Origin of the sequence: Mesorhizobium sp. M1399, assembly GCF_040317735.1 — a bacterium.
Lineage (GTDB): Bacteria > Pseudomonadota > Alphaproteobacteria > Rhizobiales > Rhizobiaceae > Mesorhizobium.
Window position 1 is genome coordinate 31,285 of sequence record NZ_JAMYKZ010000004.1, and the last position, 18,295, is coordinate 49,579.

General features: G+C 62.0%; 21 protein-coding genes. 3 read left to right on the top strand and 18 right to left on the bottom strand.

Translation table 11 applies throughout. From position 1 onward, the window contains the following. Positions 1-24 precede the first annotated feature (24 nt). The 3 genes from NKH05_RS07230 to NKH05_RS07240 are packed head-to-tail and all read right to left on the bottom strand — an operon-like array spanning position 25 to position 3,011. Positions 25-471, bottom strand: a complete 447-nt coding sequence (locus tag NKH05_RS07230) for an HPr kinase/phosphorylase (RefSeq protein ID WP_023718279.1) — start codon at positions 469-471, stop codon at positions 25-27. Positions 472-502: 31 nt separating this feature from the next. After that, positions 503-2,287: a sensor histidine kinase gene (locus NKH05_RS07235; protein ID WP_352484482.1), complete on the bottom strand. Its 1,785-nt coding sequence runs from the start codon at positions 2,285-2,287 to the stop codon at positions 503-505. A gap of 22 nt (positions 2,288-2,309) precedes the next feature. Next, the gene (locus NKH05_RS07240; protein ID WP_023677547.1) at positions 2,310-3,011 is read right to left on the bottom strand and encodes a response regulator transcription factor; all 702 of its coding nucleotides are present in this window, start codon (positions 3,009-3,011) and stop codon (positions 2,310-2,312) included. A 342-nt stretch (positions 3,012-3,353) separates the two neighbouring features. Between NKH05_RS07240 and NKH05_RS07245 the strand changes: the two genes are divergently transcribed. From NKH05_RS07245 to NKH05_RS07255, 3 genes are all read left to right on the top strand, one after another. Further along, positions 3,354-4,964 carry a phosphoenolpyruvate carboxykinase gene (locus NKH05_RS07245; RefSeq protein ID WP_353025200.1) on the top strand — a complete coding sequence of 537 codons (1,611 nt, stop codon included), beginning with the start codon at positions 3,354-3,356 and terminating at the stop codon, positions 4,962-4,964. A gap of 69 nt (positions 4,965-5,033) precedes the next feature. Then, positions 5,034-5,471 carry an alternative ribosome rescue aminoacyl-tRNA hydrolase ArfB gene (arfB, locus tag NKH05_RS07250; RefSeq protein WP_023718277.1) on the top strand — a complete coding sequence of 146 codons (438 nt, stop codon included), beginning with the start codon at positions 5,034-5,036 and terminating at the stop codon, positions 5,469-5,471. Between the two features lie 131 nt (positions 5,472-5,602). Next, entirely contained in the window at positions 5,603-6,220 is a 618-nt protein-coding gene (locus NKH05_RS07255) for an alpha-ketoglutarate-dependent dioxygenase AlkB (RefSeq protein ID WP_352484500.1), read from the top strand. On the opposite strand, the gene NKH05_RS07260 is transcribed toward NKH05_RS07255, so the two are convergent. From NKH05_RS07260 to hisB, 15 genes are all read right to left on the bottom strand, one after another. Continuing rightward, the gene (locus NKH05_RS07260) at positions 6,183-6,884 is read right to left on the bottom strand and encodes a hypothetical protein (RefSeq protein WP_352484484.1); all 702 of its coding nucleotides are present in this window, start codon (positions 6,882-6,884) and stop codon (positions 6,183-6,185) included. The genes NKH05_RS07255 and NKH05_RS07260 overlap by 38 nt on opposite strands. A 75-nt stretch (positions 6,885-6,959) precedes the next feature. Then, positions 6,960-8,453: a hypothetical protein gene (locus tag NKH05_RS07265; RefSeq protein ID WP_352591231.1), complete on the bottom strand. Its 1,494-nt coding sequence runs from the start codon at positions 8,451-8,453 to the stop codon at positions 6,960-6,962. Between the two features lie 196 nt (positions 8,454-8,649). Beyond that, on the bottom strand, positions 8,650-10,224 hold the full coding sequence (locus tag NKH05_RS07270; protein WP_156948044.1) for a hypothetical protein: 1,575 nt from the start codon (positions 10,222-10,224) through the stop codon (positions 8,650-8,652). Beyond that, positions 10,214-10,609, bottom strand: coding sequence for a GtrA family protein (locus NKH05_RS07275; protein WP_023718272.1), 396 nt, complete (start codon positions 10,607-10,609; stop codon positions 10,214-10,216). The genes NKH05_RS07270 and NKH05_RS07275 overlap by 11 nt, the downstream gene beginning before the upstream one ends. A gap of 7 nt (positions 10,610-10,616) precedes the next feature. Next, positions 10,617-11,387, bottom strand: a complete 771-nt coding sequence (locus NKH05_RS07280) for a class I SAM-dependent methyltransferase (protein ID WP_023718271.1) — start codon at positions 11,385-11,387, stop codon at positions 10,617-10,619. Continuing rightward, on the bottom strand, positions 11,387-12,394 hold the full coding sequence (locus tag NKH05_RS07285) for a glycosyltransferase family 2 protein (RefSeq protein WP_031193759.1): 1,008 nt from the start codon (positions 12,392-12,394) through the stop codon (positions 11,387-11,389). The genes NKH05_RS07280 and NKH05_RS07285 overlap by 1 nt, the downstream gene beginning before the upstream one ends. Positions 12,395-12,470: 76 nt before the next feature. Then, positions 12,471-13,430: a type I pantothenate kinase gene (coaA, locus tag NKH05_RS07290; RefSeq protein ID WP_023718269.1), complete on the bottom strand. Its 960-nt coding sequence runs from the start codon at positions 13,428-13,430 to the stop codon at positions 12,471-12,473. Positions 13,431-13,448: 18 nt separating this feature from the next. After that, complete coding sequence (locus NKH05_RS07295) at positions 13,449-13,775, bottom strand: phosphoribosyl-ATP diphosphatase (protein ID WP_254815934.1); 327 nt, start codon at positions 13,773-13,775, stop codon at positions 13,449-13,451. A gap of 36 nt (positions 13,776-13,811) precedes the next feature. Then, positions 13,812-14,606, bottom strand: coding sequence for an imidazole glycerol phosphate synthase subunit HisF (gene hisF / locus NKH05_RS07300; RefSeq protein WP_023718267.1), 795 nt, complete (start codon positions 14,604-14,606; stop codon positions 13,812-13,814). Next, positions 14,603-15,439: an arginase family protein gene (locus tag NKH05_RS07305; RefSeq protein WP_352495251.1), complete on the bottom strand. Its 837-nt coding sequence runs from the start codon at positions 15,437-15,439 to the stop codon at positions 14,603-14,605. The genes hisF and NKH05_RS07305 overlap by 4 nt, the downstream gene beginning before the upstream one ends. Continuing rightward, positions 15,436-16,185, bottom strand: a complete 750-nt coding sequence (gene hisA, locus NKH05_RS07310; RefSeq protein ID WP_023718265.1) for a 1-(5-phosphoribosyl)-5-[(5-phosphoribosylamino)methylideneamino]imidazole-4-carboxamide isomerase — start codon at positions 16,183-16,185, stop codon at positions 15,436-15,438. The genes NKH05_RS07305 and hisA overlap by 4 nt, the downstream gene beginning before the upstream one ends. A gap of 2 nt (positions 16,186-16,187) precedes the next feature. Further along, positions 16,188-16,478: a DUF1330 domain-containing protein gene (locus tag NKH05_RS07315; RefSeq protein WP_352484487.1), complete on the bottom strand. Its 291-nt coding sequence runs from the start codon at positions 16,476-16,478 to the stop codon at positions 16,188-16,190. A gap of 3 nt (positions 16,479-16,481) precedes the next feature. After that, positions 16,482-17,132: an imidazole glycerol phosphate synthase subunit HisH gene (gene hisH, locus NKH05_RS07320; protein WP_352484488.1), complete on the bottom strand. Its 651-nt coding sequence runs from the start codon at positions 17,130-17,132 to the stop codon at positions 16,482-16,484. Position 17,133: 1 nt separating this feature from the next. After that, the gene (locus NKH05_RS07325) at positions 17,134-17,607 is read right to left on the bottom strand and encodes a DUF2628 domain-containing protein (RefSeq protein WP_352484489.1); all 474 of its coding nucleotides are present in this window, start codon (positions 17,605-17,607) and stop codon (positions 17,134-17,136) included. Positions 17,608-17,611: 4 nt separating this feature from the next. Further along, complete coding sequence (gene hisB / locus NKH05_RS07330) at positions 17,612-18,211, bottom strand: imidazoleglycerol-phosphate dehydratase HisB (RefSeq protein ID WP_023718261.1); 600 nt, start codon at positions 18,209-18,211, stop codon at positions 17,612-17,614. Positions 18,212-18,295 lie beyond the last annotated feature (84 nt).

Genomic DNA, 18,295 nt, shown 5'->3' on the forward strand with positions numbered 1-18,295 from the left:
TTGCAGCAAAAAATCCAAATCGGATCAAAGGAAAGGCGCAATCGACAGGCGCGACATCACTGCCGGCAAGGCCGCCGCGACATTGCGCCCGGCAAGATCGATGCGCGGCACTGGTACGCCGAAAACGAGTTCGCTGCAGTCTTCCTGGAAGCGGGCCATTTTGCCGGCTGGCACCAGCCGGATAATGAGGTCGATCACGCAGCTTGGCTCGAATGGTATCGGCTTGGGGCCGAATCCCGGCACCTCGACGAGGCCGGCTATGCTGACTGGTGCGCGGCAGACCAGCCGCCCCTCGCAATCGGCAGCATAGAGCTGGTCATCGCCGATCAGCCGCGAAAACAGCCCGCGCTGGCTGCAATGATCGATCAAGGCGAGCGCCAGCGTCGTTTTGCCCAAGCCGGACGGTCCGGTGATGAGAATGCCGCAATCACCTATCAGGATGGCGGTGCCGTGAATGTTTTCAGGCTGCACAATAGGACCAGGCGTGATTGGAATTCATCCGTCAGCCTTCGGCCGGCAGCGTCACCACGAAGCGGGCGCCCTTGATCTCGCCAGGCTTGGTGCCCGGGATGTTCTCGGCGCTCAACGTGCCGCCATGGGCTTCGACGATCTGCCGGGATATCGACAGGCCAAGGCCCGAGTTCTGGCCGAACGCCTCGCCGGCCGGCCGGTCGGTATAGAACCGCTCGAAAATGCGATCGATGTTGTCGGCCCGGATGCCGGGGCCATTGTCGTCGACGGTGACGATGTTGAACTTGCCGGCGCGCGCCAGCGATATGGTGATGTGGCCACGTTCTTCGGGAACGAACGAGCGGGCATTCTCGATCAGGTTGGTGATCACCTGGCCGATCCTTAGATCATGGCCGACGACGAAGTAGCCTTTCACGCCCTGCGGCAGTTTGGCGACCTTGAATTCGATCTCGACCGCCTTCTTGTTGCGTGTGGCCTCGCGCGAGACGGCGACCAGATCGGTGATGAACTTCTTCAGGTCGACAGTTCCCGCGTCTTCCCGCGCCAGTTCGGCATCGAGACGGGAGGCATCGGAAATATCGGTGATCAGGCGGTCCAGGCGCCTCACATCGTGCTGGATGATATCCATCAGCCGGCTGCGCGAATTGTCGTTCTTGGCCAGCGGCAATGTCTCCACCGCGCTGCGCAGCGAGGTGAGTGGGTTCTTCAATTCATGCGAGACATCCGCGGCAAAACTTTCGATCGCCTCAATGCGGGCGTAGAGCGCATTGGTCATGTCGCGCACGGCGATCGACAAATTGCCGATCTCGTCCTGGCGGTCGGAGAAGTCGGGAATTTCCTCGCGGTTCTTGACACCGCGGCGAACCCTGACCGCCGCCGCGGAAAGCCGGCGCAGCGGGTTGGCGATGGTGGAGGCCAGCAGCATCGACAGGATAGCGGTAACCAGCGCGGCGATGCCGAACACGCGCAGGATCGCCTTGCGCTCGGCCGCGACGATCTTGTCGATGTCGCCACCTTCGGTCGACAGCATCAGTACGCCGAGAACGGCACGGAAGCGCTGGATCGGCACCGCCACGGAAACGATCTGCTCGCCCTGCTCCGAGATCCGCACGATCGTCGACGGACTGCCGGTAAGCGCCTTGACCACTTCGGGAAACGCAGCACCGTTGCCGCCCGGCTGCTCGCGATAGACGGGCAGCTGCTTATTGCGGAAGAAATCGAAGACGAATTTCTGGATGCGCTCCAGAAGATCCGGCTGCTCCTCTTCGACCGGCGGCAGATCGTAGCGAAGGATCTGACCGCGCGAATAGAGATGGCGGGAATCGAGCAGCAGGTTGGCGTCGCGGTCGTAAATGCGGGCGCGCGTGCGCGTCGGCGAGATCAACCGCCTGAGCACCGGCGCCACGCGCTCCGGATTGATCGGGAAATCGAGATTGTCGAGCTGATCGGAGCCCGGGCCGAGGCTTTCGCCAGCCTGCAACTCAAGCAGCTTTTCCGGATCGATGCTGATCGAATCGGTCTCGACCGTCGCCGATGCAGCAATCGCGCCGGCAATGATCTCGCCCTGGGTCATCAGGCTCTCGACACGGGCGTCGATCAGCCCGTCTCGAAAGGTGTTGAGGTAGAGAATGCCGGTGACCAGGACGGCCAGGCCGGCAAGATTGAGAAAGAGAATACGCCGCGTCAGGCTGGAAAAGATGTGATGGCCGAGAAACCGGCGCATCGGCACCGTGATTTTCGACACGAAGGCGGGCAGAATCCGCGGCGGGCGCCTGGCGGCGCCCGATCGTCTCACTCGCTCTACTTCCACTGCCATCGAATAGCAGCTCCCGCTCGACTCAAGCTTCGCGGAACCGATATCCGACTCCGTAAAGGGTTTCGATCATTTCGAAGTCATCATCGACGGCCTTGAACTTTTTGCGCAGCCGCTTGATGTGACTGTCGATGGTGCGGTCATCGACATAGACCTGCTCATCATAAGCCGAATCCATCAGCGCATCACGGCTTTTTACGACGCCTGGACGCTGGGCCAGCGAATGCAGGATGAGGAACTCGGTGACGGTAAGCGTCACCGGCTCGCCCTTCCAGGTGCAGGTGTGGCGCTCCTGGTCCATGACAAGCTGGCCGCGCTCAAGCGACCGAGCCTGCTGGTTGGGTGCCTTGGCGGCCGCCTCGCGGGTACTGGCGCGGCGCAGCACGGCGCGGACGCGCTCGACCAGAAGACGCTGCGAGAAGGGTTTGCGAATGAAGTCGTCGGCGCCCATCTTGAGGCCGAACAGTTCATCGATCTCGTCGTCCTTGGAGGTCAGGAAGATCACCGGCAGGTCGGATTTCTGGCGCATCCGGCGCAGCAGCTCCATGCCGTCCATGCGCGGCATCTTGATGTCGAGGATGGCGAGGTTCGGCGGGCGCGCCGCCAGTCCCTCCAGCGCCGACGCCCCATCCGTGTAGGTTTCAACCCGATAACCCTCGGATTCGAGGGCGATCGAAACCGAAGTCAGAATGTTGCGATCGTCGTCGACAAGCGCGATTGTTGCCATTTCAAGCGGCTCCCTCATGAGCTGTCCCTTCTTTCGTCGAGAAGGGGCTTTTGCAGGACAAATTAGGTACAAAATGTGGCATAGGCTCTATCCGCTGTCACGCGCGGCATGCCGGCGGCCACAATTGTACCTCGATATGGATTGGACGAATGAACATCGCCAATCCTTTGGGCAACCATCAGTGTTTTTGCACATATAAACGATTTAAACAACTTTCAAAATATTTAAATCGATTAATGATTTGATATCATTCGCCTTTTCTGGTTTTGACGTTTTTAGCTCCTGCAATGGGGGTTCCGGAATTCGCCGGTAAAGACGCGGTAAATCGAAGAAGGGACACCCATGTCGGAAGCCGGCAAACGCAATCCTGCATGTACAATCGATCGGATCGGCCTGAGAACCACGGGCGTGGTGCGCTATAATTTCGGCGCGGCCGCGCTCTACGAGGAGGCAATCCGCCGTGGCGAGGCCCGACTCACCGCGCATGGCGCGCTTGCCGCCGAAACCGGGCAGCACACCGGCCGCTCGCCCAGGGACAAATTCGTGGTGCGCGACGAAAGCACCGCGCCGCATGTATGGTGGGACAACAACAAAGCGATTTCGCCGGGGCAGTTCGATACGCTGCTTGCCGATTTTCGCGCCCATGCGGCTGGAAAGGACCTTTATGTGCAGGACCTGGTCGGCGGCGCCGACGAGGAGCTGAAGCTGCCGACCCGGGTGATCACGGAGCTTGCCTGGCACTCCTTGTTCATCCGCAATCTGCTCATCCGGCCGGCAGCCGCCGAACTCGAGCATTTCGTGCCCGATTTGAAGATCATCGACCTGCCGTCGTTCCGCGCCGATCCCGCCCGCCACGGCACGCGCGGCGAAACGGTGATCGCCGTCGATCTTTCGCGCATGATCGTGTTGATCGGCGGTACCTCCTATGCCGGCGAGATGAAGAAGTCGGTATTCACCGTGCTCAACTATCTGCTGCCGGCAAAAGGCGTGATGCCGATGCATTGCTCTGCCAATGAAGGACTCGCCGGCGACGCGGCCGTCTTCTTCGGCCTTTCCGGGACCGGCAAGACGACGTTGTCGGCCGACCCGTCGCGCACGCTGGTCGGCGATGACGAGCATGGCTGGGGACCGCACGGCATCTTCAATTTCGAAGGCGGCTGCTATGCCAAGACGATCAAGCTTTCGGCCGAAGCCGAGCCGGAGATCTTCGCCACCACCCAGCGCTTCGGCACGGTGCTGGAGAATGTCGCGCTCGACGCCGGTCGCGTGCCGGATTTCGACGATGGCGGGCTGACCGAAAACACACGCTGCGCCTACCCGCTCCACTTCATTCCGAACGCCAGCAAGACGGGGCGCGCCAACCACCCGAAGAATATCATCATGCTGACCGCCGACGCGTTCGGCGTGATGCCGCCGATCGCGCGGCTGACCCCGGCGCAGGCGATGTACCATTTCCTCTCCGGCTATACCGCCAAGGTGGCGGGGACCGAGAAAGGCGTTACTGAACCCGAAGCGACATTTTCGACATGCTTCGGCGCACCGTTCATGCCGCGGCATCCGTCGGAATACGGCAATCTGCTGCGCGAGCTCATCGCCCGCCACGGCGTCGATTGCTGGCTGGTCAACACCGGCTGGACCGGCGGCGCTTACGGCACCGGCAAGCGGATGCCGATCAAGGCAACGCGGGCGCTGCTTGCGGCAGCACTCGACGGCTCGCTGAAAGCGGCCGACTTCCGGACCGACGCCAATTTCGGTTTCGACGTGCCGGTGACGGTTACCGGCGTCGACCGCGCCATTCTCGACCCGAGATCGACCTGGATCGACAAGCCCGCCTATGACCGGCAGGCGGCAAGGCTGGTTGGCATGTTCGTCGACAATTTCGAAAAGTTCGAGGCCCATGTCGACGCAACCGTGCTCGGCGCTGCACCACGCATGCAGGTAGCGGCTGAATAGCCGTCGCGCTTCAAGGCCCGGCTTCGATCGGGCCTTTTCTTTTTTCGCCTGCCGCGCCATGACTGCGGCATGAACGCCGACGAAAAAATCATCATCACCGACGATGCGGTGATTAATCCGGGTGACCTGCACGAGGACTTCATCCGTTCGTCCGGCCCGGGCGGCCAGAACGTCAACAAGGTGGCGACGGCGGTGCAATTGCGCTTCGATGCTGCCAATGCACCGGGCCTGTCGGAGCGTGTGCGCGAACGGACCATCAAGCTTGCCGGCCAGCGCGCCACCAAGGACGGCGTCATCGTCATCGAAGCCGGACGCTTCCGCACGCAGGAGCAGAACCGGGCGGACGCCCGGGCGCGGCTGACGGCACTGGTCGCCAAGGCCGCCGAACCGCCGCCACCGCCGCGCAAGAAGACAAGGCCGTCCAAGGGCGCGGTCGAAAGACGGCTGAAGAGCAAAGCCGGGCGCGGCTCGATCAAGAAAATGCGTGGCCGGGTCGAGGATGACTGACAGCCGAATCGGCTTCGGATCCCAGATCGCCGGTGTGAAATGTGCAGCCACTGCCGGAGGCGGCTTTCGGGTCGCCGTTTTCGTTTGACGGTGGCATTCTGATTTTCCAGACCAACGGATCAAGCGACCCGATGCTCGTGCTGCCCAAAGGCGTCCGCCATATGCCTGGTTACCTGTCGCGCGCCATGCAGGAAGTGCTGGTGGAAGATATCAGGGAGGTCGTGCAGGAAGCCCCCCTGTTCGTGCCGGCGATGCCGCGTACCGGCAAGGAGATGAGCGTGCGCATGACCAATTGCGGCCCGCTGGGCTGGGTCACCGACAAGGAGCACGGCTATCGCTACCAGCCGACTCACCCGGTGACCGGAAGGCCATGGCCGCCGATCCCGGAGATGCTGCTCGAACTGTGGCGGGACGTATCTGCCTATGCGCACCCGCCGGAGGCCTGCCTGGTCAATTTCTATTCCCAGGATGCCAAGATGGGTCTTCACCAGGATCGCGACGAGAGCGATTTCTCCGCGCCTGTCGTCTCGGCCTCACTCGGCGACGATTGCCTGTTCCGGGTCGGCCAGACCATGCGCGACGGCGCCACCAAATCGTTCAGATTGAAGAGCGGCGACGTCGTCGTGCTCGGCGGCGAAGGCCGCCTCTGCTTTCACGGCGTTGACCGCATCTACCCCTCGACCTCGGCATTGCTCAAGAACGGCGGCCGCATCAATCTGACGCTGCGTCGGGTGACGATGCCGAAATAGGCTGTTCGGGTGGCCGGTCGCCCGGCCGGACATAATCGTCGCGCAGATAGATGCGCTCGGTCTCGTCCTCGACGAGAATGCGATAGTGCGCCAGGATCGCGTCAAAGCCAAAACGCTCCATCAGTTGGCTTGTCCAAGGGCCATCATCTTTCCTGATAACTTTCGTAGAGATAATAATATCAGGGCGCAGACGCTCAAATTCTTGGCGTTTGCTTTCAGCGTAACGCTCCATGATCATCTCGTAATGCGTGGCTTGGGCGACGTCACGCGAAAGCGTGGCTTGCCGGGACAGAGCCATTGCAAACGCTCCAAGCCAGTCATTGGGATCGGCCGAAACGAACTGGCCGCCGATCATGCGGCTTAGTGGATGTCCAGTGTCTATATCTGGACTGATCAAGGCGACGTTTGGTCGATCGGTCGCGGCGCGTATCACGGCGACCAACACCGCGCCTGGCTTCTGAGTTCCCCAGTTCGGTAAGAAGGCAGCCACAATCGCCAGCGACACCAAGGCTCGCGGGGGAGCCGCCAGGCGGGAGAGCAGCCCTGCCGATTGCCGCTCGCTTCTCGGCAAGGCCAGCAAGCAAAGACTAGCCGCTACAGCGTAAAAAATCGATGGGTAGGCATGATACGTCCAGCCTTTGTCCTGGTAGAACAGCGGGAACAAGCCGGCAATAGATGCTGCCAGCGCTACGGCAGCCAGCTCTGGGAAATGGCCGACCGGCCACGACCACCAGCCGCGTCATGGTTTTTCCGAGGCCTTGCTCAATTCGGGTGGCCGGTCGCCCGACCGGACATAATCGTCGCGCAGATAGATGCGCTCGGTCTCGTCCTCGACGAGAATGCGGTAGTGCGCCAGGATGGCGTCAAAGCCAAAACGCTCTGTCAGTTGGCTTGTCCACATCGCGTTGTTTTTCTTGAAGACAATGATATCCGGGCGCAGACGCGCGAATTCTTTGCGTTTGCTTTCGACGTAACGCGCCATGATGGCCTGGTAACGCGTGGCTTCAGCGGTATCACCGGAAAGGGCTGCCTGCCGGGACAGGGAAAGCGCGAACACTCCGAGCCAATCGCTGACATGGGTCGAAACGAACTGCCCATCGATCATGCGGGTCAACGGATGTCCCGAGGACATATCCGAACTGATCAACGCAATAGTAGGCCGATCGGTCGCGGCGCGAATGGCGGCAACCAGCGCCGGCCCCGGTTTCTGGGTGCTCCAGTATGGCAAGAAAGCGATTGCCACCCCCGCCAGTGCCCAAGCTCGCGAAGGCGCCGTCACGAACGCCAACAGCTTCGACGGCTGCCGCACGATCCTGGGCACTGCCAGCAGGCACAAAATGGCTGCCACGGCGCAAAAGATCGCGGGATAGGCATGATAAGACCAGCCTTTCGCTTGGTAGAACAGGGGAAACATGCCGGCGATCGATGCAGCCAGCGCTACCGCCGCCAGCTCTGGAAACCGCCCGGCCGGCCACAGCCACCAAATCAGGAAGACGAGGAAACACCACGCGAAACCGTGGCCGATCACGATGGGCCAAAAGATGCCGAGCTTTCCATAAACATCCGCCAAGAGGGGATAGATGTCGCGCAGGAATTCCGGATGGATCAGCGTGACCGCGCCGAGATAGACAATGCAGATGCCGCCAATGACCCAGTGTTCCAGGGCGAAGATCGATTTCAGGCTGCGCCGGCGCACTGCAACGACCAGCGCTGGCGCCAACACCATGATCGCATAGTAGGGCTTGACCAGCAGCAAAATGCTGCCCGACAGGCCGGCGAGTACGGCGATCCCCGGGCCTGGTTGGGCGGCTGCATCTCTGCGCGCACGCCAGGCGTGAAGCGCAAGCAGCGGCATGAAAAGCGCCATGCCGATATGCTCTCGCTCGCTGAAGGCGTTGCCGGGGAAGATCACCAGCATTGCGCAAAACGCTGGCCCCAGTGCAAACAGTGATGCAGTTTCGGTGAAACCCCCGCGCTTGACGATCACGCCCGAGAGCGAAAGTCCGATAAGCACGGCAAGGTATGTCCAGGCCTCAACCAGGATTTCCGGGGCGGCGCCCAGCAATCTGGCCACAGCCACTGGCGGCAGATAGAGCCATACGCTGAATGGAGGGTTGGTCTCGTGGATCTGCGAGTAAAGCCGCTCACCGGAGAGCATCCGCTCGCATACCGTGATCAGCCAGCTAGTATCGGGAACAGTCCCCCAACGCCGCTGCCAGACGATGGAGAACACGGTGACTGCGGCAATGGCCAGGACATTGCGGCTAGGAAGCAGCGCCGCCGCGATATTCCGGCCGCGCCACCGGCTCAAGCCGTCAATGTCGTTCGAGACGCTCATGATGTTGCACCGAGGCTCTCGAGCTCGAGCCATATGTCGTCCAGCGGAGCGATTGGATCCAGCCGTGCCATGGTCTTCCGGGAGCCTCTGCTCAATTGGTTTGGAGCGGCGCAGGCGCCGTGTAACGCAGATAGACAGTGATTTCCGGCTCGTGGTGCAGCAGACGATAGTCGGCCAAGGCGGCTCCGATCCGCTTGTCCTGCAGCATCAGGGCTGTCCGCGCGGGCGAGCCTGACAGCACGACATCGGGCTTCTTCGCTGATATCTCGGCGGCGTATTCGCCGATCACCCGATCGCGGATGCTTTCAAGTTCCCGTCTCCGTTCGAGATCGCCGGTGGCGCGGGCGAGCGTGTCAGCGTTGGAGACCGCCCAGGCGCTCGGATGGCGTGATATGAACCTGCCGTCGACCAGCCTGGCGAGGGGATGGGCAACCTGCATCCGGTCGGCGATCGACATGATGGTCGGGGTTTCGACCGTTGCGCGGATCGCGGCGACAGAGCGCCCGATCGGGCCGTTGTCCGTCGTCAGCGCCGCGTACTGTGCCCTGACCGCTAGTTGCAGCACCAGCACGCAGCCGAAGATCAGGGCGGCCTTGCGAATGAAGCCTGCACTGCGGAATGTGCCGAACCGCAGAAGCTGGATGCCAAATGCAAGTGTTGCAACAACGACCATCGCCAGGGCGTGATTGGGCCAACCCTTGCCCATGACGATGAAGGCCGGAATGAACCCCAGTGCGGTCAGAAGCGGAATCCTGACGTCCCAGTTCGTCTGCCTCAGGCCGCCGGCCGCAAGCACGGTAGCGGCGGCCAGAAGCAGCACCACTTTCGGCCAGTTCGCCAGCATATCGGCGGTAGAGGCCCTCAACGGAAGATAGACCTCGCTGACCAAGGGCAGGACTTCGCTTAAATAAGCACGGTCGAAGAGCGCGATGGACGCGACATAGGCGGCCACGATCGTAGCGCCAAGCAGGTTCTCCACGACGAAGAGCGGTTTCAGCGACCGCCTTTCAACCGCAAGACAGAGTGACGGCAACATGAAGGCCAGCGCAAAATAGGGCGGCTTGACCATGACCACGATCGCCGCGCCGAAGCCCGCGACCATGTGCTCCAGGCGCGAGCCGGCGCTGAAATCCGGGTTCCGCTGACGTGTGCATTGCAACGCCACCCAAGGCAGAATGGCAATCAACGCGAAGTGCTCGCGTTGGCCGAATTGATCCGGCATGAAACAGAGAACCCAGCCCAGGGCCGCCGCTGCTGCCCAGAACGCATGGGGCTGCCGGTAAACCGGTTCATCGCGCGCGAGAATGCGGACAGAAACGAAAAGACTGGCCAGGCTCAGGCAAACGACACCAAGCGTCAGCCAGAATTCCGCACGTATGCCGGTGAGCTTTTCCAGGAGCATGAACGGCATGTAGAGCCAGATCGAGAAAGGTGGGTTGGTCTCCATGATGTCGGTGTTGAGCCGCTCTCCGCCAAGCAGCCGATCACAGACGACCAGAAGCCATGACACGTCGACATTGGTCGGTATCGCAATTGTTGTCAGCCAGACGGCGTATATGACGACCAGGCAGGCCAGCAGCAACGGGGCGCCCGCCACGCCCGCAAACGGCGAGAAACGGTTGGCACCGGGCAGCAGTTCACTGAGGGATCGCGCGCTAGAGACCACGAAACACCCAGCGTCCGAGGACGACATAGTTGATGACCGGCACGGCAATGCAGGTAAGCAGGATCGGGACTGCGGCAGGGACGCCGAGCATCTGGGTCAAAAGCCCCGGCAGGGCGATTGCGACAGCGAGGCCGGAAGCGGTGAGCAGGAGAAAGCGGGGCAGTTCCATCGCGTGGCTGCCGCCCGAGGTGAAGGTGAAATATTTATGCCCGGTGTAAGAAAACAGCGCGGCAACGGCGTAGGCCGCAAACGATGTGAGCGCCGCCGGCAGGGCCGCCGTCGCCTGCCCACGCGACAGCAGGAGAGCACAAACGGCATAGATCAGCGTCGACGCAATGCCAATTAGCGCAAAGCGCGATAGTCGACGATACGAACCGGTGCCCATTGCGCGGTCAAGCTGCCAATTTCTCGTCGAGGCGACCGGTTTCGACGGCGTCGTCCTTGCGGAATACCGCCAGCAGCGAAACACCGAAGGGCAGGCTTGCATTTGGTATGATGCGGCCTTCCGCCGAAAACACTGCCTTCATCGCCGCATTCAGTGGTTTCGACGGCGTTGCATGGCCGGCTGGCAAGGCGGGCTTGCGCAACCTATCCACCAGCCGTGCCAGTGCCGCTACAGGAAAGAGTGCGGCATTTGTGTAGCTCAGCCGGTCGATCCTGAAACCAGCCCTTTCAATTCGTTCACGCAGCAGATTGCGTGAATAGCGCCGCATATGATGCAGCCCCACATCATGCGTGCTCCACAACCATTGGTGTGCGGGCACCGTAAGGATGACGCTGCCGGCTGGTTTCAGCATCTGGCGGATCGCGGCAAGCGATGCCTCGTCTTCGGCGACATGTTCCAGCACGTCGAACAGGCAAACCAGGTCGCAGCTTTGCGGCGTGACAGGAATGTTGTCCGGCAGATGTCCGGCAAGGAAGTCGCGGCCGGTCTTTTCCCAGGCAATCCTGCGTGCGAGATCGCTCATCTCGACTGCCGTCACGGTGCCGAACTGCTCCAGCATCCGGATGTTGCCGCCGGTGCCGGCGCCGATCTCGACGATGCGCGCCTTTTCGGGCAGGTCGATGCTGCGAATGACCGCCTCTGCGATGGCGCGACGCCCGCAGAACCACCAATGCTCGTCTTCGGTGGCGGCCATCTGTCGGTAGGCGTCGAGCTCCATTAGCTCATTCCCTCATATTTGCGGCGCACAATGTAGATCGGACGCTGCTTGATCTCGGCGTAGACCCTGCCGAGGTATTGTCCGATGATGCCGATGCCGAGCAACTGGATGCCGCCAAGAAAAAGAACGCTGACCAGCAGCGAGGCGTAGCCGGGCACATCAACGCCAAAGATCATTGTCTTGGCGACGATCAGCAGGCCGTAGAGGAACGACAGCGCGGAAATCGTCGCGCCGACATAGGTCCAGATTTCAAGCGGAGCGGTGGAGAAGCTGGTGATGCCTTCGAGCGCGAAGTTCCACAGCTTCCAGCCGGAGAATTTCGACTGGCCGGCGATCCGCTGATCGCGGACATATTCGACGCTTGCGGTGCGGAACCCGACCCAGGCGAACAGGCCCTTCATAAAACGACGGCGTTCGGGCAAAGACCGCAGCGCCTGGATGACCTGACGGTCGATCAAACGGAAGTCGCCGACATCGTGCGGGATCTTCTGCTGCGCGATCCAGTTGTGAACGCGGTAGAACATCGAGGCGGAGCGCTGCTTGAGAAAGCTGTCGCTCGACCGGTTGGCTCGCTTGGCAAGAACAACCTCGAACCCCTCGCGCCACTTTTCCACAAGCAAGGGGATGACATGCGGCGGATCCTGCATATCGACGTCCATCGGGATCGCGGCATCGGCATCGCAGCTGTCGAGGCCCGCGGTCATCGCGGCTTCCTTGCCGAAATTGCGTGAAAGGTCGATTATGTGGATGCGAGGGTCTGCTTGTTGGGCTTCGATCAGCTTTTCGAGCGTCGTATCGCTGCTGCCGTCGTTGACGAAGATGAACTCGAGGGCAACGCCATTGTCCTTCAGCGGAGCGGTGCTTTCGCACACCGCCTTCAGGAACGGGGCAATCGCGCCTTCCTCATTGTGGACCGGCACGATCAGGGCAATCGTGGCGGCGCCGCTGCCCGGATGTGCGACGCGGTCCGCTGCCGGCCGATCAATATTTAGGAATGGCGCATTCATTGTTTGCCGAGCCCGCAGATCAGGCCTGACAATAGGAAGACGGGGTTAAGATGACTTTAAGGAATGAATCGGGATTTCACAGTTTTCGGAGCGCCACTTCCTCGACCAGATGATTGGCGCCCTTGCGCAGGATGAGATCGGCGCGGGCGCGGGTCGGCAATATATTCTCGCGCAAGTTCTTCAGGTTGATGTTGGTCCACAGGCCCTCGGCGATGGCGCGGGCCGCATCCTCGGAAAGTTGCGAATAGCGGTGGAAGAAGGAGGCTGGGTCGCGGAAGGCGGTTTCGCGCAGCCGCATGAAGCGGGCGATATACCAGTGATGGATAAGCGCCTCCTCGGCATCGATATAGATGGCGAAGTCGAAGAAATCTGACAGGAAAGGCACGATCTTGCCGTCCTTCGGCAGCTTGCCAGGTTGCAGGACATTGATGCCCTCGAAGATCAGGATGTCCGGCCTGTCGATGGTCTGGAACTCGCCCGGGATAACGTCATAGGTCAGGTGCGAATAGACCGGCGCGCGGACGTTGCGCTGCGCCGATTTGATGCCGGACAGGAAACGCAGCAGCGCGCCGACGTCGTAGCTGTCGGGAAAGCCCTTGCGCTCCATCAGATTGTTGCGGCGCAGGACTTCGTTCGGCAGCAGGAAACCGTCGGTGGTGACCAGATCGACCTTGGGACTCGACGGCCAGCGCGCCAGCAGCTCCTTTAGCACGCGCGCCGTGGTCGATTTGCCAACCGCCACGGAACCGGCAATGCCGATGATGAACGGTGTCTTGGCCACGTCCAGCGCGTTGAAAAAAACCTGGCGTTGCCTGAACAGGAGTTGACTGGCTTCGACATGGGCCGACAACAGCCGCGACATCGAAAGGTAGATGCGCTCGACCTCGTGGAGATCGACCGGATCGTTCAGCGACCGCAGACGACGGACCTCGTCCTCGGTGAGCGTCATCGGCGTATCGGCGCGGAACCGCGACCATTGCTCCGCCGAGAAGAACCGATAGGGTGAATACTTCTCGGTAGGAGCGAGCTGGTCCATCGAGTTCCTCCGCAGCGATCAGCCCCGGTCCAGCCGAGACGCCTTTTCGGCGATGCCCGAACGACCGGTGCGGCGTTCAAGCTCGTTGAGCACATCGCTCAGCGGAATGTCCGCTATGCCGAGAACGACAAGCCAATGATAGATGAGATCGGCGCTTTCCGAAACAAGCGCGTCCCGGTCGGCGCTGACGGCTGCGATCACCGTTTCGACCGCCTCTTCGCCGAGTTTCTGCGCTGCCTTGCTCATGCCGCGCTGAAAGAGCTTGGCCGTCCACGAATCCGGATCGCCGGAACGTGCGCGTTCGCCAATGATCTTCTCCAGATCGGAGAGTGAGAACTCGGTCATAACGGCGTTTACAGCCTCTTCTTAGCCGGAAAGGCTCTAGGACCGATTACCCGGCGAGTCCAGCCGCATCGGCAGTCCGGCCTGAGCCATATGCATCTTGGCTTCGGCGATGCTGTAGGTGCCGAAATGGAAGATCGAGGCTGCCAGCACCGCGCCCGCATGGCCGTCGCGAATGCCTTCGACCATGTGATCGAGCGTGCCGACGCCACCGGAAGCGATGACCGGCACGCGTACGGCGTCGGCGACCGCGCGGGTAAGCGCTATGTCGTAGCCGGCCTTGGTGCCGTCGCGGTCCATCGACGTCAACAGGATCTCGCCGGCGCCGAGATCGACGATCCGCCGAGCGAACTCGACGGCATCGATGCCGGTCTTCTCGCGGCCGCCATGGGTGAAGATCTCCCAGCGATCAGCCTCGCCCGCAGCGGACACTTTCTTGGCGTCGATGGCGACGACGATGCACTGGTTGCCAAACTTGTCGGCAGCCTCGGCGACAAAATTTGGGGTTTTCACCGCCGCCGTATTGATCGACACCTTGTCGGCGCCGGCCAGAAGCAGCTTTCTGATGTCGGCGACCTGGCGGACGCCACCACCGACAGTCAGCGGCATGAAACATTGTTCGGCCGTTCGGGTAATGACATCGAAGATGGTCTCGCGGTTTTCCGACGAGGCAGTGATGTCGAGAAAGCAGAGCTCGTCGGCGCCGGCCGCGTCATAGGCTTTTGCCGCTTCGACGGGATCGCCGGCATCGACCAGGTCGACGAAATTGACGCCCTTGACGACGCGACCGTTCTTGACGTCGAGACAGGGGATGACGCGGGCTTTCAGCATCAGATCCTCTCGATCGCCGCAAGAAGGTCGACAAGCAGCTGGCCGACGACGGACGGAACCTCGGACTGGGAATCAAAGGCCGGATCGTAGGCCGAGAGCGTCACGCCCACGATCGGGATGGATCTGGCCAGCCCGCAGGCAAGCTGCCGCAGCTGTTCCGGACTCGGACCGCCCGGATGCGTGTAGCGGTTCACCTGCAGCACATCCGGATCGAGGACATCCAGGTCCAGATGCAGATGTCCCCGAACAGCCCCTGCCGCTGTGAGCTTTCCCACCATATCGAGCGCACCGGCACATTCGGCGCGCACGATCGGCAAAGTTTCCAGCAGGCGCTTTTCGTCGGGATCGAGGTCGCGGGCATCGACCAGCATGCAGTGCGCCGGGTCCATCGGCCGGAATCCCGGAATTGCTGCCGCCATCGGACGCCAGCAGAGCCCGAGTGTCGCCGCCAGCGCCATGCCGTCGAGAAAGCCGTAGGCGGACGTCTCTGGCGTGTTGAGATCGCCATGCTGATCGATCCAGATAATCGAATCCGCGTCTTCACCGGCAACCGCACCGGCGGCGGTCAGGCAATTTCCAGCAAGGACAATGGGGAAGCCTCCTCCGTCGCGGGCGAGGCCGACCTTGGCCGCGACGGCGTTGCAGACGGCGAAGCCGGTTGCGATTTCGCGCCCCTGCTCGTCTCCCACCTTGCCGATATCTTCGACGGCGACGTCATGGCCGGCCACGGTCAGAGCTTCGACGAGCCCACCGCCGATGATGGCGTCCGGCCCCTGGCCGCACCCTTCATGATGGTGCCCGCTGTCATAGGGGGCGAGGATAATCGAGACTTTCATGATGACGCCCCTGCCATCGGTTTGCCACGCAGGATCGCCAGTGCCTCGGCCGGGTCGATGCGGCCGTCGTAGAGCGCGCGGCCGGAGATCGCGCCTTCGAGCTTCCGCGCATCGGGCATGGTCATGCGCACAATGTCGGCGATCGAGGCGAGCCCGCCCGAGGCGATGACCGGGATCGAAACCGCCTCGGCGAGATCGATGGTGGCGTCCCAGTTGATGCCGGTCAGCACCCCGTCTCGATCAATGTCGGTGTAGATGATGGCAGCAACGCCGGCGCCCTCGAATTTCCTCGCCAGTTCGATGACGCCGAGGCTCGAGGCCTCCGCCCAGCCTTCGACCGCGACCTTGCCGCCCTTGGCGTCGATGCCGACGGCGATCTTGCCCGGGAATGCCTTGCAAGCCTGCCTGACCAGATCCGGATCGCGCACCGCCACAGTGCCAAGAATGACGCGGGCCAGCCCACGGTCGAGCCAGTCCTCGATCTGCGCCAGAGTGCGGATGCCGCCGCCGAGCTGCACCGGGTTGTTCGTCGCCTTGAGGATGGCGCCGACTGCCGCGCTGTTGACGCTCTGGCCCTTGAAGGCGCCGTTGAGGTCGACGACGTGCAGCCATTCGAAGCCCTGCTCTTCGAAGGCGCGCGCCTGAGCGGCGGGATCGTCATTGTAGACCGTCGCGGTCGCCATGTCGCCATGCTTGAGGCGCACGCATTTGCCGTCCTTGAGGTCTATCGCCGGAAACAGGATCACCTTCAGGCGCCTTCGACGATGACAAAGTGGCCGGTCGAGCCGGCGAGCCTGTACTTCAAGGCCTCCTGGTATTCAGGCGAGCCGTAGCAGGCGATCGCCGTCTCGTAGGATTCGAATTCCACCAGCACGTGGCGATTGCCTGTCGGCCCTTCCGGGCTGGTATACCGTCCGGCGCGCACGGGAAACTTCGCGCCGTATTTCGCAAAAGCCGCGGCATTGGCCTCGATGTACTGCTTGTAGACCTCGGGGTCGCGGACATCGACCATCGCCATCCAATAGCCCTTCTTGCTCATGACCTAGGGCCTCCATTGCAGGAAGTTGGTGATCAAAGCGAGGCCGAGCGCCTGGCTCTTCTCGGGGTGGAATTGCGTTCCGGCGAGATTGCCGCGGGCGACAGCGGCCGTCACCGGGCCACCGTAGTCGGCGACCGCCAGCACCTCGTCCTCCTTCCGTGCATCGAGATGGTAGGAGTGGACGAAGTAGGCGTGCAGCCCCTTCCCGCCCGTCGCAATGCCGGAAAACAGCGGATGCTTGCGCTTCAGGTCAATCGTGTTCCAGCCGATCTGCGGGATCTTCAGTGTCGGATCGGCCGGCGTGATCTCCTTGACGTCGCCGGCGATCCAGCCAAACCCTTTCGTAACCGTTTTCTCCAAGCCTCGCTCCGACATCAGCTGCATGCCGACGCAGATGCCTAGGAACGGCCGTCCCTTGACGATCGCGACCTCCTCGACCGCTTCCCACATGCCGGCCACAGCGCGCAGTCCAGCGGCGCAATCGGCATAGGCGCCAACGCCGGGCAGGACGATGCGGTCGGCGGTCCTGACCCGCTCGGCATCGGCTGTGAGTTCAATCGCGGCGGCAATGCCGGCTTCATGAGCGGCACGCTCGAAGGCCTTGGTGGCCGAGCGCAGATTGCCCGACCCGTAATCGATGATCGCGACCCGCATCTCAGCGCTTTCCCGGAATATGGGTCAGCCCCAGTGCCATGCCCATCGGCGTCGGCCGGGCAAGTGCTGCGTCCGGGACGATGCGCTGTGCGGGGGACCGTGCATTCGAATCCGCATCGGTTTCCAACGCGTAGCGAATGTCGGCATCGTCGAGCCTGTCGGCCTCGACGACACCCCATTCACGCCAGCCACGGCGGCGCAGTGCTGCGATCCGCAGGGCCTGCCCTTCCAGTCCGACAAAGAGCATGACAAGGAGGGACAAAAGCGAGCCTGCGCTTTCCAGGCCCAGGCTTTCGCCCAGCATCGAAAGCAGGCCCATGGCGACAAAGGCCAATGCCGCCTCGACCCACAGCCGGTGCCAGGCCAGCCACAGCGGCGGCAATAGGAAGCCGAGCCAGGCAAAGCCGTCACGGACAAAGGTGGTGTCCACCCTTTCGCTGCGGCCTGGCGGTTCCATCGCGACATAGATGGCCATGGCGCTACCCTTTCAGGGATCCCTTGGTGGAGGGAACCGCGTCCGGCTGGCGCGGGTCGCGCTCGAGCGCCGAACGCAGCGCACGCGCCACGGCCTTGAAGCAGGTCTCGGCAATGTGGTGGTTGTTGGCGCCGTAATGATTGGTGACATGCAGCGTGATGCCGGCATTCTGCGCCAGCGCGTGGAAGAATTCGCGCACCAGCTCGGTGTCGAACGTACCGATCTTCGGCGATGAGAACGAAACATTCCAGACCAGAAAAGGCCGGCCGGAGACGTCGATCGCCGCCCGCGTCAGCGTCTCGTCCATGGCGAGATCGATCGAAGCATAGCGCATGATGCCGCGCCGCTCGCCCAATGCCTTGGCCAGCGCCTGCCCAAGCGCGATACCAGTATCCTCGACCGTGTGGTGGTCGTCTATGTGCAGGTCGCCCTTGGCCTTCACCGTCATGTCGATCAGCGAATGGCGCGATAACTGGTCCAGCATATGGTCGAAGAAGCCGACGCCCGTCGAAATGTCGGATTTGCCCGAGCCGTCGACCTGAACCGACACGGAGATGTCGGTTTCCTTGGTCTTGCGGCTTATCTCGGCGGAACGGGGCACCATGACCTCATCCTTGTCTCAGATTTGCACGATTCAGGCGTTCACATGCCTGAAAACGAAAGCCTTCTAGCAGCATGATCCGGCGAT

Excerpts from the sequence above, each read along its gene's own strand:
- NKH05_RS07235 (WP_352484482.1), bottom strand. The coding sequence starts at position 2,287 with ATGGCAGTGGAAGTAGAGCGAGTGAGACGATCGGGCGCCGCCAGGCGC.
- NKH05_RS07240 (WP_023677547.1), bottom strand. The coding sequence starts at position 3,011 with ATGGCAACAATCGCGCTTGTCGACGACGATCGCAACATTCTGACTTCG.
- NKH05_RS07245 (WP_353025200.1), top strand. The coding sequence starts at position 3,354 with ATGTCGGAAGCCGGCAAACGCAATCCTGCATGTACAATCGATCGGATC.
- arfB (WP_023718277.1), top strand. The coding sequence starts at position 5,034 with ATGAACGCCGACGAAAAAATCATCATCACCGACGATGCGGTGATTAAT.
- NKH05_RS07255 (WP_352484500.1), top strand. The coding sequence starts at position 5,603 with ATGCTCGTGCTGCCCAAAGGCGTCCGCCATATGCCTGGTTACCTGTCG.
- NKH05_RS07275 (WP_023718272.1), bottom strand. The coding sequence starts at position 10,609 with ATGGGCACCGGTTCGTATCGTCGACTATCGCGCTTTGCGCTAATTGGC.
- NKH05_RS07280 (WP_023718271.1), bottom strand. The coding sequence starts at position 11,387 with ATGGAGCTCGACGCCTACCGACAGATGGCCGCCACCGAAGACGAGCAT.
- NKH05_RS07285 (WP_031193759.1), bottom strand. The coding sequence starts at position 12,394 with ATGAATGCGCCATTCCTAAATATTGATCGGCCGGCAGCGGACCGCGTC.
- coaA (WP_023718269.1), bottom strand. The coding sequence starts at position 13,430 with ATGGACCAGCTCGCTCCTACCGAGAAGTATTCACCCTATCGGTTCTTC.
- NKH05_RS07295 (WP_254815934.1), bottom strand. The coding sequence starts at position 13,775 with ATGACCGAGTTCTCACTCTCCGATCTGGAGAAGATCATTGGCGAACGC.
- NKH05_RS07305 (WP_352495251.1), bottom strand. The coding sequence starts at position 15,439 with ATGAAAGTCTCGATTATCCTCGCCCCCTATGACAGCGGGCACCATCAT.
- NKH05_RS07315 (WP_352484487.1), bottom strand. The coding sequence starts at position 16,478 with ATGAGCAAGAAGGGCTATTGGATGGCGATGGTCGATGTCCGCGACCCC.
- hisH (WP_352484488.1), bottom strand. The coding sequence starts at position 17,132 with ATGCGGGTCGCGATCATCGATTACGGGTCGGGCAATCTGCGCTCGGCC.
- NKH05_RS07325 (WP_352484489.1), bottom strand. The coding sequence starts at position 17,607 with ATGGCCATCTATGTCGCGATGGAACCGCCAGGCCGCAGCGAAAGGGTG.
- hisB (WP_023718261.1), bottom strand. The coding sequence starts at position 18,211 with ATGGTGCCCCGTTCCGCCGAGATAAGCCGCAAGACCAAGGAAACCGAC.